Genomic DNA, 13,699 nt, shown 5'->3' with positions numbered 1-13,699 from the left:
TTTAGTTGATGTTTCAGCCGCCACGTCCTGCCCTTTTGTCCTCAATTACAACCAGTTGCTCCGGATGGCGGAGCGCAATCAGCGGGCCATCCCGCACCTGGACCACGCCACGAATTTCGACGGTTTTGTTCGCAAGGTTCTCGATACGCCACCCGTTCTGGCTGAGAATTGCGTCAAACCTGTCCTCGTCGGAGGCTTTCAGCGTGACCGTGAAATCGGTTTTCCAATATCTTCCAAAATTCAGATAGCGGGTGCTGCGTGTTTTTCCAAGCGAAACAATACGCCCGCTCGCAATTACATAGTTCCCCGCTGCCGCTTCAAGGTTTTCCAGATCAGTCACCGAGTGCACAGGCGCATCTTTGCCTCGCGCCCAAATGCCGGTTTTTTGCTCGCGAGCCGAGCTTTCGGCCTGACGCAAATGCCTGGCACAGCTTCCGGAAGCCCGCTCCGGCACAAAAATTGCGCCACCGGTTTCCAATTCATCCGCTTGAAGAAGTTCAAGTGTATCGCCATTACGGACAACGATCCAGGCAGGGATCAAGCCCCAGCGATTGGCGGGTCCTGCGGGAATGGCCTCCAGCGTCTGCGAACCTTTCGGATCATCACCGATATTGCTGGAAGAATGAGAGGCATTTTCAGCAGGGAGGAAGTCGATATCAGTTGCAAGAAAGCGCTGTCCGGTTCCGGCCACAAACTCGCCGTTGGCGCTCCGCTCGACGAGTGTGCCTGTATGGGCGTTGTCAGCGACGCAGGCAGAAATTGCGTCTCTTTCGGCTCTTCCAGCCTCGTCAGCCACCGACGGAACCGTCAGTAATATTAACCAGACGACGGAAAACATCCAGTTACGCGCAGCGAAACCTTTTACGCTCTCTTCAGCGCCGATTTTCTCAGGAAACGGCCAGTATTCCTTGAACACCCGCTGCCCTCTCAGCCTGTTCAATTCAATCATTCTCTCTGTAAATCTGCCCGACGCAGCGCCATCACCGATAGGCTCCGGACACTGTTTCCGCAGTTGTGTTTCCATCATTGACGAGAGAACGGTCACGACGAATCCACTTGCTAAGGAGCGAATAAGGCAAGTCCAAGACGGTCGCCCATTCTGACATCAGAATAGCCATCAATTTTCCACGCGAGTGCCGCACTGATACACAATAATCCCCATCCCGTCCCGGCCTCTCCTCTGAGGGCTCGCAAAGATCGAAAAATCATGCTAATCGACCACTTTAAGGCCCCGTAGCTCAGCAGGATAGAGCATCAGATTCCTAATCTGAGGGTCACAGGTTCGAATCCTGTCGGGGTCACCAATCTTTTCATTATTTTCAAAATTGCGCTCGATCCGGTCAATTAATGGCCCGATCAGTTTGGCTTAGTTCCAGAAACACTTTCTTGGAAGATTGCCTTGGGCCCGACAGATCGCCTTACGGCCGCATGGGTGGGTGAAAGTCCTTGAATTGGTGCCCGGGCTGCGCCTCGACGGATATCGAAACGAGTCCGCCGTCGGGTCGCTGGGACAGGCGCTGCTGGTCCGTGTGGTAGATCCGGATTGCGACTTGCTCTTTGAGGAGCCTGATGTCCCGGCTTTGTTGGCGGGCCGCTCAGCTGCAACACACTTTCCGTTTTTCAGCTCCTGGTTCCTGCCACAGGTCAATGGACACACCCGTCCGGAGGACTTTTTCAACTGATCCAGAATCTCCGCACTCGGGTCAAGCGAGGCAAGATCGGCGCCAGTCTCCTTCGCGTAAACCTTTAATGCCCCACGGCTTCTATGCCCCCAGGCACCGTCCACTTTTCCGACTGAACAACCGATGCGGTTCAGTTCGGTTTGCATGGCCGTTGCTAATTCCCTTTCAGTCAGAGTTCTGATTATTTTTCCTTCGGCAGCAGATTCCCCCGGCGCAGGTGTCGGCAAACTTGCAACTTCAACCTCTTGGGAAAAGTTCATCGGGCTCTGCGAACCACCCTCCGGTTTACCTTCCGAGGATTGAGATTTCACAGCATCTTGGGTCGCCTGTTTTTCCAAAAGATCGATCTTTAATCGCGCAAGTTCCACATAGCTGCCTTTCGGATATCGCGAGAGGTAGCTTTCAAAAAGCTCTGGCTGCGATGCATTCTGAATGGTCTGCCAATAGGCAATCTCTGTCGCCACCTGACGCTGGCGCTCTTCTTCCTCGCGCGTTTTCAATCTACTGTTTATCTCGCCAATACGAAGCTTTGCGATGTCAGCGAACTGCCCTTCCGGATAGCGCTTCAGATAGTTCTCAAAATAGGCGATGTTCGTTCCGGTCTTGATCGAATCCCAATAAGCCAGCTCGATTTCCTGGGAGGGCTGTTTCGACACAGGTCCCGTCACATCAGCCGGAACCGGTGCTGCCTTGGCTTTCAGGACGACTTCCCCTGTGAGCGAGGAATTTTCCCAAGGAACCTGTCGGCCGTTTGTTACCTTCAGCACCTCACGTCGAACTGATATGAGGTTGCGGGTAATGTCCTGACCGGGTGTTCCCAGGTGCTTTAGCAACGCACTGGTAAAAGGGCTGTTGTCGCCCTCCCCGTCGAGTGCAACGTTGCCAGGCTGTGTTGCGAACGAGATGAGCGTTCCAATTCCTGAGCTTGTCTTTGCAAGCCCACGACCAACGGCTGCAGATCTCGTTCCCATTGACCGGGCCAGGTTTTCCGCCAGCGGATTGTCCCGGCATGCATCCAGGAAGACCAGGTTTGTCTGGCTGGACTGTTCCATGGTGCTCAAAATCAGGTTTATGGGAACTGCCTCGAACTCGAGATCCAGCTGGGAGCTCAGCTGGGCGTCCGTCGGCAAGAGATAGTTCACTCCATTCACCTGAAGGCCGTGCCCTGCGTAGTAGAACAATGCAATGTCAGCCTTGTCGAGTTTCGATACGAACTCCTTGATCTTGAAGCGAAGGCTTGAGAGATCCAGGTCCAACCCCTCCACAACCTCAAAATCCAGCCCCTGAAGCTTTTGAACCATACCCTTGGCATCGTTGTAGGGGTTCTTGAGGGCTGCGACATGCTGATACCCCGAATTTCCGATTACGAGCGCGACCCGGCGTTCAGCTTGTGCGACACCGGCGCTCGTCAGAATGGCAACCAACAAAAGAAAAACACGAAAAAAAACGGTCACTGCGCCCCCTCCATTTGGCGTCTGAACCTATTCTAGCATCAATTTTCGCCTGAGTTGTAGCAACAGGATTCGGAACCAGGGATCGCACTTGTTGAAGTTACTTTTGCTTCAACTAGGGTGCTGCATTCTGCGGCAGGGCTCAACTTCTTACCGCTGAACACAGCTCTTGTATCAAACTGAAGCGCTTGGCCGGGTGAGAATGAAAACGGCGGCACCGCCCATGCAGATGGCCTGGACGATCAGAATGATCGGTGAGAGCGCCATGACAATGCTAAGGCCGAACACAAGGGCCATCATCGTGATTGAGATGATCTTGTAGCGCACGGCGATGGCGCCGCTGGCGCGCCAATCGGCAATGATGGGCCCGAACACACTGCTGTTTTCCAGGATTGCCTGCAGCTGGGGCGAACTTTTGCCGAAGGCAAAGGCGGCCAGAATAACGAAGGGCGTGGTTGGCAGGACGGGCAGCACCACTCCAAGCCCGCCTAGCCCGAGGGCAAGCAATCCCAGACAGAACCAGAACGCCCGCCTTGCGGCTGGAGCGACATTGTTCAAAACGTCTTTCAAGTGGCGTGCCCTTAACTGGAGTTTGATATTCAGGTTTTACCGCTCAATCGACGGCCCGAACTTTGATCTATGTCAAATAGCGGGTGAATTGATCCCGGATCGAAAACTGGTCGAGTGACTGCGAGCGACCTGCTTCGACGTAGAACGTTCAGGAGTTCAGTCTTTCGATGTCATAGACCAGCCGCATGGTCTTCTTGCCCCAGTCCAGAACGGCGTCTCTTTCAGCGTGATTTCCAACTTGCGCAGCCGCCGCGAGACACCCAACCGTGACGTGATGCTGCAGCGTTGCCAGCACTTCTGCCTGCTCTGTCGGGATCTTGCGGCCGAACTTTTCCTGAAAGGTCACAATGCGGCGAAAAACTTCCTTCTGGTGGTATGCCTCCAGAGCGACAAGCTCTTCCGTGCTGCCCATCGCACGAAGCAGCTGCCAGTGGCCGGGCGAGTTGATCGTGTCGTCCCTCGACAGGCACTCGAACACGGCATCGGACAGCTGTTCCAGGCTTTCGCTGCCGTCGAATTTTTCACCAACCTCATCAAGCAGGTCGACGGTTTGCTGCAGCCACTGGCTGAACAGCTCGTAGAAGATCGCGTCCTTTTTCGGAAAAAACTGATAGAGCGAACCGATGCTGATACCTGCCCGCCGGGCAATTTCATTCGTTGTTATTCTGTCCGCGGGCCCCTCGTTGAGCATCGCAAGCGTCGTGTCGAGAATAAGCTGCACCTTCGCTTTCGAACGCTCCTGCTGCGCTATCTTCCGCTTTTTGACGGATGTTTCCGTTGTTGCAGACACCCCTGCCTCTCCCCTCGATCATTACCGCACTCAGTTCCAGCCTTTTCGGCCAGGAACTGAAACAAGAAACCTCTCCAATTCGGCCTGATGCCGAACTCAGCAGGATCAATCTGCTTTCAGCGAGGCTCCCTTTCTCCAATATGTAATTGAAAACTGACTGCCTTTGCCAAGACCAAGTTCCGACTTGAAAAATTTGCGCATGGCCTGGGCATTCTTGTATTCGCCCGCAAACCAGGCGAATTGCTGCTTTTCTGCAGCTGACAACGTTCTGCAGGCATCCAGGACTTCGGATTGAAACCGGGCAGGCGGAATTGCATGAACGACAAGACTGGTTATCGGCAGATAGCGCTGCAGGTCCTCAGGGGTCTCCGCCTCGCCCACGAGATGGCCTGAAACACCTTCCGGCAGATCTTCAATCATGCGTGCAAGAGCCGGCAATGCGGTCTGATCACCTGCGAAGATCACGTGGTCGCCGGATTGCGGTCGTTCACGGCCACTCGGTCCCAGCAATCCGATCCGGTCTCCTTCTTTAGCGATTTCCGCCCATTCCGCGATCACGCCACCTTCGTGCCGAACAATATCGATGTCCAATTGCCCTTTATCTGCGTCGGTGGATCTGATGGTGTAGTAGCGCACGTGAAGCGCGTCTTCACCACTCGGCCAGCTGGTTGTGCCATTGGCGGCAACCTTCGGCCAGACGGGTGCCCGATCAGGATTGAGCGGAAGCAACAGCTTGACATGAATGCCAGGTCCGGTGAGTGCACCCATATCCCCCTTTGCGTCCAGGCGTAGCCGGATCAGGCCCGGCAATGGCTCGCTCTTTCCGGCAAGCGTTAATTCCTGGAAATTCGCCGGAACACCATCGTTCAACGTCAACACTGCATCGTCGTCCCATCTGAGCTTTTCGGCGGCTGACGCATCAAGATCCGCCAAATGCCTGACGGCTGCTTCCTTGAGAAAATACAGGATACTCCGGGATACGGCGGACACTTTGAGAGAAATGCCCGAACCGTCACCCCCGACCTCGATCGAATTGTCGCCCACCAGAATTCTGACACCTTGTGCACCTGTACGTTCCATGACCGCGTCATGCTCTTCGACATGAGCAACAAGTTGAGCGAAAGCCTGATCGGCTGCTGACAAAGGCACGTAAGCCGTTGATTGGTGAGGCTGACTTGGCATCTTTTCCGGCCCTTCGAATGACTACGCGACAGGTGGCCGTGCAGCCCCTGAAAGAGTTTCAGTCCCGGAAGCAAATCGGCAGGCCTGGTGCCCACGAAACATTGCGTTTCACGTCATTGGCAGCACAGGCAGTCACTAGATAGAGCGCTGTTCAGACGCAATGAAAACAATGCCTTGTCGAATTTTCCGGGATTTTCTGGCTGTGGCGGCGCGCATTGTTACGGCGAAATTGTTTGGTGCCATGGCTGCCAGCTCCATACACCAAAAACGTGAGCCGGGGGAACCGGCTCACGCGAGAAATGCGAGCAAAATCTCAGAAAGTTTTGCGGAAGGTTGCAAAGAAGCGGCGGCCTTCTGCAGCTATCTGGGCGTTTCGCAGCGAGCTTGCTGTCGGATTGTACTGATAGCGGTCGAAAATGTTGTCGACGCCGAGCTGGAACTCCCCCCAGTCAGTGTCATAGCCAATGCGGCTGTTCACCGTGAATGTCGGCTTCACCTTCATCTGGCGCGTACCGCCATCATCTGCATCGCGACCTGATGTAAACAGGGCCTCGCCATAGACCTTGAAACCATTGTCAAAATCATAACCGGAGTAAAGCGTTGCCCTGAAAGGCGCGCCGATCCGGCTGTTGGGCAGGTCATCGTCCAGTTTGCCATCTCCGTCCTGGTCCCAGACACCTTCGGTGTAGGCAAGGATCGCACCGACATTCCACTGGTCGGTCACAAGCTGATCGACGGTAAGTTCGGCACCCCAGATCCGCTCCTTGTTCTGGCTGAGCGTGAGGGCGTCTGCGGTAATGTTGGTGCCTTTGTCCGAAGTCGAAACAAAAGCGGATGCATTGACCGATGTTCTGGCGGTGTTGTAGCGCACGCCGATTTCGTAATTGTTCACGATCGCTGCATCCGGCGCGATGTCGGAATAGTCGAATTCCGTCTGAAACGGGTTCGAAGTGTTCACGGCACGGCGCGTGAATGCGCCGATATCCGGGACCGAATAGCCTTGGGAGAAATTGGCGAACGCATCCAGGTCGTCAGTTACGTGAGCGACCGCACCAGCGTTGAAGACGGTTGCGGAGTAACTGGTATCGGCACCGTAGACTGTGGCAGCGGAGAACGGCACGACAAATGTTGACGACACCAGATAGTTCGCTGCCGGGCGCACGAAGGTCGAAATATCAAGGTCAAAACGCTCGTAACGCACGCCTGCTTTGACATCCAGGAAAGTGGTCACCGGAATGTCCAGCTGGGCAAAACCCGCATAGGCATGCTGTTTCATTGGCGCAATGATGTCGCGCCCATCAAGCAACGTCTGCGAGACGTCATTATAGGAGTAATCAAGCCCCCAGGTGACCTGGGCGCCATCCAGAACGACATCCAGTGGCGTTTGGACCGTGGAGCGGACACCGGCCTGTTTGGCATAAAGCACCGACTGTGAGTCCGGCGACTGCACCACGCCCGGACTGGAGTAGACGAACGGGTTTGAAATGGGATCCGCTCTCACGAAACTCGCGCGTTTCTCGCTGTCGTTGTAATAGGCTTCGAGTTTGATCTCGCCGACCGGAACATCGTAGAAATTGAACGTCGCCAGAACATTCTTCGTGTCTTCATGGGTTGGTTCACCTGTGTAGGGTGCGTTCTTGTCCACCGAAACGGGAACCGTCGTGTAGTCGGAGAAATGGTCGATGTGCTGGTCCAGGTAGACCCATGAACCATAAAGACTTGCATCGAATGCGTCGGCTTCATACCCCAAGGTACCTGACAGGTTGACCTGCTGAATTCCGGATCCACCGCCCTGGCCGATCATTGGATCTTCCGGGATCTGGTTGCCATCGCCGTCGAACATGTCGCCTGTCGTCTGGAAACGGCCGTTCAACTGCAGAGAGAGATGATCCTTGGCGTAGGACAGGTCGGCACTGGTTGTCGTGTTCGCACCATCGACCACGGAACGTTCCGTCGTCGAGATATTGGTCATCACCGCCCCGTGCAGACCTTCCTCGGTCGGGGTCTTGGTGATGATGTTGATGACACCGCCTGTTGCTCCGTCACCATAAACGGCGCTTGCTCCGTTGATGATTTCGATCCGCTCGATTGAGTTCGGATCGATCAGCGACAATGTCCGCGAGTTGTTGCGTAGCGCGATGTTGCGCGGCGCGCCATTGACAAGAACCTGGACCGAGCGCCCGCGGAGTGTCTGCCCGCTTCCGGCCAGCGTTCCATTGCTCGGCGTCAGGCCAGGCACATATTTGCCCAGGAATTCATTCAGGTTCCGGCTTGCCAGAAGACTTTCGCGCAGCTCCTCCTGCTCGATGATCTGTACAGATCCGGGCGTGGTGGAAAGATCCCCCTTGGAGCGGGCAGAGTTGATGACGATCAGGTCGAGCTCGTCAACCTCCGTCGGCGTCGATACGTCCTGTGCGTTTGCGGCAATGCCGGACGACATCAGAATGATGCCGCTGGCGGTTGTCATCAGGCACAACTTGAGTGTTTGCAGCGGCGTCTTAACTCGCAGCACGGCAGGCTCCTGTCAGATTGTCTAAGTCTACGTTTTTTGATTTTCCGGTTGGCTTATCGACCACGGCAGACATCGCATTGCGATCAATATGCTGACGACCGAAAGACCAACGGCAAGAGAGAAGAGGAATGAAAAGCCAAAGGCCTGTCCAATGACACCGGCAGCCATGCTGCCAATCATGTAGACCAGCAGGTTTGAGCACGACAGGAACGTGAAGTCCGTCCCTGCCTGCTCCAGGGATGCAAAGCGCATGAAGGCAGTGTAGAGGCCGACGAGTTCCATGTAGCGGATGAAGGTGTTGAAGGCCGACAGTCCGATCAATACGGCGAGAGCCGGTTCCGACGTCCCGAAAATCTGCCACGCAAAGGCAGCGTATCCGGCAAAGCACACCGTTCGGCTCAACCCTATGGTCCAGAAGAAGCAACGCAGTCCGAAGGACTTGATGACGACAACGGCAATCGCCGACCCGCCAAGCCCGACACAGGCAGCTGCTCCTCCGCTGATCAGGCCGATCTGAGACAGGCTGAAACCCTGGTCGACCAGAAATGCCTGCTCCATCCCCTTCACCAAGCCTTCCGGCAGACGAAAGATCAGGGCGAAGCCTAGCAGAGCCAACGCGTGAGGCCGCTTCAAAAATGCACGCAAGGAGGGAACTGCCCTGGCTTCGTCCGCCTTCTCGCGCAGGCCGGTGTTTTCTGAAACAAACAGGATCGGCAGCAGACAGAATGCGGACAGAATTGCTGCTGTTTTCAGCGCGACCGACCATCCCTCGGCATCGTAGACGAACAGCGTCAACGACCCGCCGATCGACACACCCGCCGCGACGCTGCCTCCCTGTATGGCATTTCCGAGCGGTTGCTGTTCTTTCGGCAGGTGTTCAACCGCATAACCGTCCGTCGCAATATCCTGGGTCGCGGCACACAGGGCCAGCAGCATGAGAACGGGGAAGAACACGCCAAGATTGTCTTCCGGATAGATCGTGCTCAGGAAAAGAATCACGGTGACCGAGACCAGCTGCATTGGAACAATCCAGCTGCGCCGGCGCCCCAGCCCCCTGATGTAGAACCTGTCCACATATGGTGCCCAGAGAAATTTCAGGATCCAGGGAAGCATCAGAATGCCGATGGAGCCTATGGAGACCAGGTCGATGCCTCTTGAGCGGAAAATCGGCGGAAGGGCAGCGGCAACCAGATAGATCGGAATTGCCTGGGCAACATAGAGGCTCAGCAACACAAGCCAGACCCGGGGGTCCAGTCGTGAGCCCTGTGCTGGAGAAGCGGTCAGAGAAAGAAGACCAGGATTGGAGGTCTCTCCCATGGATCGACAACCTTGATTATTCGCCCGGACGGGCGCATTGAAGATTGCCAATAACTAGACTCAAAAACTCAACAAATCAAGAATATTGAGCAAAAACTCGAATAATTTATTTTTCACAATGAAAACAGCTACTTGATATCAAGCTCTCAGCTTCTCGACATCATAGACTAGGTGCAGTGTCTTCCTGCACCATTGTAAAACTTCACGCCCTTCAGGTCGTGATCCATAAAGAGCGGCAGCAGACAGGCAAGCCACCGAGACCTGATTTTGAAGATAGGCCAACGCCCCGGCTTGCTCCTCGCTGATCTCTCTTCCAAACCTCTTTTGAAACGAGATCAGCCGCTGCGCGACTTCTTTCTGGTGATGCGCCTCAAGCTCCGCCAGTTCGCGAGAGCTTCCCATGGCGCGGCGTAGCTGCCAGTGCCCGGGCGAGTTGATTTCCTCGTCCCTGGACAGTCGCTCAAAGATGGCATCGACATAGTCTTCGAGGCTTTCCGAACCATCGAACCGGGCATCGACTCCATCCAGAAGGTCAAGCGTTTGCTGCAGCCATCGGCGAAACAACTCGTAGAAGATCGCCTCTTTCTTGGGAAAGTAGTGATAGAGCGTTCCGATGCTGATGCCGGCGTTCTTTGCGATTTCGTTGGTCGTGACCTTGTCCGCAGGACCGGCACTCAACATGGCCAGCGTTGTATCGAGAATCCGCTGCACCTTGTCTTTCGAGCGCCGCTGAGTGGCTGCGTTTCGCCGGGCGACAGACTTTTCCTCGGCTATCGGCAAAGCGATTCCTCTCCTGGTTGATCCTGAGTGAACAGGCATAGCAATCCAGACCAGAGGGGCAAAGATCCTTCCGTCGGAAAAATGTGCCTGACGAGGAAACGCCAACGCGTCGCCTGTCAGGAAGGCAAACCGACATGGGATCGAAAATGAAAAGGGTTTCGCCGGAGAGCGGCGAAACCCTTGAGTATCTTGCGCATTTCGATCTGGATCAGAACTTGACAGTATACTTTGCGGAGAAGGTCGTTCCCGGAGCCTTCACATAATAATAGTCATCATATGCATACGCCTCCACGGAATAGGCCTGCTGCAGGACGGGTACATAATCCGCGTTCAGGATGTTCTCCACCCCGAGGGAAAGCTTCGATCTTTCATTCACCTGGAAGTCGGCGAAAGCGTCCATGACGAAGTAGGGATCAATGGATTCCAGTCCGGTGAACTGCTCGCTGTCAGGATTGCGGTAACCGGAATAAAGACCCTGGAGGCGGAAATTGGCCCAGTCCCGGGGAGCGTACTCGACATATCCTGTCAGCTTGAGCGGAGCGATACGGTCAGACCCGAGGTCGGAGTCATACTTTCCGTCTCCATCTGTATCATATTCACCTTCCAGCCATGTGAGTGTGCCGCCCACCGTAATCTGGTCTGTCGCTTCATAATTGGCTGCAATTTCGATCCCCCAGATCTGTTCGGGAGAGAGCACGATATCGAGGTCGGCATTATAGGTCACACCATTGTTCGACTTGTTGTAGAAACCGGTCACCGAGGCGTCCCACGCACTTCCTACCGCACGTAATCCGAGCTCGTAACTGTCTGTTTTCTGACCTTTTTCCTCCAACTGCGAAACGTTGGTAAAGCCAGGACTGTTGTAGAGAACACGACCAAGGTCACCAAGCTGAAATCCTTGCGAGAACCCGCCGAACACCGTGAATGTGTCATTGATGTCGAAGGAGCCGGAAATATTGAACAAAGGCTCACGGAAGGTCAGGTTGCCGCCCTTGACGGCAGTGCCGCTATCGTTGGTGAAATCGGTGATATCAACTGAAAGATGCTCGTAACGAACACCGGCGGTCAGAATAGCCCGATCATCAAATAGGTCTGCCCGGACCTGGGCAAACGGCGCTACCCCGGTCAGATCATATTTGGGTGCACCGGTTGGGCCATCAATGGGATTAACCTTGGTCTGGTCATTGAGAACATCCAGACCCCAGACAATGTCAATCGGCAGGCGGTCCCAGGGAAATGGCGTATCGAAGGTCGCGCGGCCACCAACCTTCTGAGACTCTGTTTCATACTGATCGTATTGCCGCCCCAGAAACTCGGTTCGGGTGAAGGTTGTGGTGTTGTCGTTGTAATAGGTCTGAAACTCGAACGATCCACCCAGAATGTCGTCATTCGTGTAGGTGCCGTTGATCGTCAAGTTGTCGGTGCCGGGCGTACGTGTGTTCAGATTTCCTTTGGATGGCGTTGCACTTGTGCCATTTTGCCTGCTGCCGCCTGAAACGACGCCGGCCCAATCGCTGTCTTGCCAGTATCGGTACTTGTTGGCGCTGATCTGGATCTTGTGGCTCTCGTGCTCATAGCCAAGCTTTCCAAGGAAATTATAGGCCATGATGTCATCGGTTCCGCCTTGCGAGCCGAAAGAGTCCGGCGGGCGCCGCTCCCCGTCCGCCGTGAACGAAGAGCCGGTATCTTCGAAGCTTCCGTTGGCGAGATAGAAGAAACCGTTCTTCGCTCCGGAAGCCCCGGCCTCGGTCAAGTATGAAAAGGACTCCGTCAGGCTGGTAGGCGATGCCTTGATGCCGACGCTGAGCTGTGCATTGAACTCGCCATCTTCCGGCTGCTTCGTGATGATGTTGACCAGACCGCCCGGAGCTCCAAATCCATAAGCCGCAGTCGCCCCGCGCACGACCTCGATCTGCTGGATGGCTGTCGTGCTGATGCTGTTCAGTGCCCGGTAGTTGTTGTTCAGGTTGTTCGTTTGCGGCACTCCGTCGATCAGAGTGAGAAAGTTCCGGCCTCGCAGGGTTTGACCGTACTCGGTCAGGTTTTCGGTCGACTGGCCAAACCCGGGAACCGTCTTCGACAAAATCTGACCGATGTTCGAGTTGATATTCGACTGCCGCTGGACCTGATCCTCCGTCACCACGGAGACCGATACAGTCGCTTCCGATATCGGTGTCTCCGTTCGGGTAGCTGATTTGATCACGATCAGATCGAGAAGCGTCGCATCTTCAGTGCTGAGCGCCGGTTCCTCTTCCAATGTCAGATCTTGTGCGGATGCCCCTTGAACAGCTGCAAGGAGTGCAGCTGTTACCAAGCCAGAATATTTCAACATATGCCCTACTGCCCACTTTTTAGGTCATCCTGGCTTTTGGCTTGGACAAATTTTTCAAGCGTGGTTTATAAATCTTGAGTTCTGTATGCAAGTATTATTATGAGCTTTTACTCATATTTGTGATCTTGCCGTTGCAAAAATGAAACAGGGACCAGGATATTTCTAATTTCGCTATAAATACAGCCAGTTAGAACAAACGCCGATTTTCAGAACCATGTTGGCATCGTCGTTGTCAGGTTGATCCGATGCCCCTCGATGCTTCAAACAGTGTTTGAAATATCTTTTCAAACAGTCTAAATCGACGGCTGGGACTGAGGAGAGGACGCCGTGCCGGAACCAACATCGCAACGCCTTTTGAAGAATGCCGAACGGTTGATGGCGGAAAAGGGCATCGCCGCGACTTCTGTGCGCGAGATCACGGATGCCTCGGAAGCCAATGTTGCTTCCGTAAACTACTATTTCGGCAGCAAGAGCGAATTGCTGCTGGAGCTTCTGAAAAGCCGGTTTACGCAACTCGATGCCGAATTGCTTGCGAGGGTCTCCGATGTCGAAGCAAAAGCAAATGGAGAGGCTCCAGACATCCGCGAGCTGACAGGAGCTTATTTCGATGCTCTGGCCCATCTCGGATTTGATGCAGAGACCGGCCAACTCGATCCTTTCATTCTCCTCATTCAACGCGCTTCCGCCGAACAGGAAGCGGTTCTGGAACGGGCACAGGACTATCACGCACCCGGCATCACCAAACTGATTGGCCTGCTGGCGTCATCCGTTCCCGAGGAGCGTCGAAAGTCACTAGAAATTCCCGTTCTCATGGGCCTGATGTTCACCGCTTCGGTCACTGCTATGATCGCAATTAACCCGGAAAACAGGAACGAGATCCTGTTTTCCGCAGTCAGGGAGTTTCTGGTTGCCGGGATTGAGGCTTACATGCGGCGATTTGCAGCCCCTGAATGACGTTCCGCTATTGAAAAACAAACCTGTTTTTGGCATCACCAGACAACTTCAGAGCACGACTTGAACAAGTCGACCACCTAAAAAACGCTCAGCCAATTCCTTGGAACAGCCAGGCGTCCAGAAATGGAG

General features: G+C 54.6%; 10 protein-coding genes and 1 tRNA gene. 2 read left to right on the top strand and 9 right to left on the bottom strand.

All coding sequences use genetic code 11. The annotated features are described in order from the left end of the window. Positions 1–13: 13 nt before the first annotated feature. Positions 14–949 carry a hypothetical protein gene (locus ABLO27_RS24585; RefSeq protein WP_353036670.1) on the bottom strand — a complete coding sequence of 312 codons (936 nt, stop codon included), beginning with the start codon at positions 947–949 and terminating at the stop codon, positions 14–16. A gap of 278 nt (positions 950–1,227) precedes the next feature. On the opposite strand from ABLO27_RS24585, the gene ABLO27_RS24580 reads away from it, so the two are divergent. After that, positions 1,228–1,304, top strand: a tRNA-Arg gene (locus ABLO27_RS24580). A gap of 62 nt (positions 1,305–1,366) precedes the next feature. On the opposite strand, the gene ABLO27_RS24575 is transcribed toward ABLO27_RS24580, so the two are convergent. The 8 genes from ABLO27_RS24575 to ABLO27_RS24540 form a co-directional block, all read right to left on the bottom strand. After that, the gene (locus tag ABLO27_RS24575; RefSeq protein ID WP_353036668.1) at positions 1,367–3,136 is read right to left on the bottom strand and encodes a caspase family protein; all 1,770 of its coding nucleotides are present in this window, start codon (positions 3,134–3,136) and stop codon (positions 1,367–1,369) included. A 171-nt stretch (positions 3,137–3,307) separates the two neighbouring features. Further along, the gene (locus ABLO27_RS24570) at positions 3,308–3,703 is read right to left on the bottom strand and encodes a YbaN family protein (RefSeq protein ID WP_353036666.1); all 396 of its coding nucleotides are present in this window, start codon (positions 3,701–3,703) and stop codon (positions 3,308–3,310) included. Positions 3,704–3,851: 148 nt separating this feature from the next. Then, entirely contained in the window at positions 3,852–4,493 is a 642-nt protein-coding gene (locus ABLO27_RS24565; protein ID WP_353036664.1) for a TetR/AcrR family transcriptional regulator, read from the bottom strand. Positions 4,494–4,598: 105 nt separating this feature from the next. Next, a complete protein-coding gene (locus ABLO27_RS24560; protein WP_353036662.1) occupies positions 4,599–5,675 on the bottom strand; it encodes a siderophore-interacting protein in 1,077 nt (358 codons plus the stop codon). A gap of 313 nt (positions 5,676–5,988) precedes the next feature. Continuing rightward, positions 5,989–8,187 carry a TonB-dependent receptor gene (locus tag ABLO27_RS24555; RefSeq protein WP_353036660.1) on the bottom strand — a complete coding sequence of 733 codons (2,199 nt, stop codon included), beginning with the start codon at positions 8,185–8,187 and terminating at the stop codon, positions 5,989–5,991. A gap of 27 nt (positions 8,188–8,214) precedes the next feature. Continuing rightward, on the bottom strand, positions 8,215–9,504 hold the full coding sequence (locus ABLO27_RS24550; protein WP_353036658.1) for an MFS transporter: 1,290 nt from the start codon (positions 9,502–9,504) through the stop codon (positions 8,215–8,217). Positions 9,505–9,642: 138 nt separating this feature from the next. Continuing rightward, a complete protein-coding gene (locus tag ABLO27_RS24545) occupies positions 9,643–10,284 on the bottom strand; it encodes a TetR/AcrR family transcriptional regulator (protein WP_353036656.1) in 642 nt (213 codons plus the stop codon). A gap of 208 nt (positions 10,285–10,492) precedes the next feature. Then, positions 10,493–12,616, bottom strand: coding sequence for a TonB-dependent receptor (locus tag ABLO27_RS24540; protein WP_353036654.1), 2,124 nt, complete (start codon positions 12,614–12,616; stop codon positions 10,493–10,495). Between the two features lie 327 nt (positions 12,617–12,943). On the opposite strand from ABLO27_RS24540, the gene ABLO27_RS24535 reads away from it, so the two are divergent. After that, the gene (locus ABLO27_RS24535) at positions 12,944–13,570 is read left to right on the top strand and encodes a TetR family transcriptional regulator (RefSeq protein ID WP_353036652.1); all 627 of its coding nucleotides are present in this window, start codon (positions 12,944–12,946) and stop codon (positions 13,568–13,570) included. The last annotated feature ends 129 nt before the right edge of the window (positions 13,571–13,699 follow it).

The organism is Roseibium sp. SCP15, from assembly GCF_040329435.1.
Classification (GTDB): domain Bacteria; phylum Pseudomonadota; class Alphaproteobacteria; order Rhizobiales; family Stappiaceae; genus Roseibium.
Note: the sequence above shows the minus strand (reverse complement) of the source record. Positions and strands in the feature narration are given on the sequence as shown.

Bases quoted from the DNA above. Each gene is read 5' to 3' on its own strand.
- ABLO27_RS24540 (WP_353036654.1), bottom strand. From the start codon at position 12,616: ATGTTGAAATATTCTGGCTTGGTAACAGCTGCACTCCTTGCAGCTGTT.
- ABLO27_RS24560 (WP_353036662.1), bottom strand. From the start codon at position 5,675: ATGCCAAGTCAGCCTCACCAATCAACGGCTTACGTGCCTTTGTCAGCA.
- ABLO27_RS24585 (WP_353036670.1), bottom strand. From the start codon at position 949: ATGATTGAATTGAACAGGCTGAGAGGGCAGCGGGTGTTCAAGGAATAC.
- ABLO27_RS24550 (WP_353036658.1), bottom strand. From the start codon at position 9,504: ATGGGAGAGACCTCCAATCCTGGTCTTCTTTCTCTGACCGCTTCTCCA.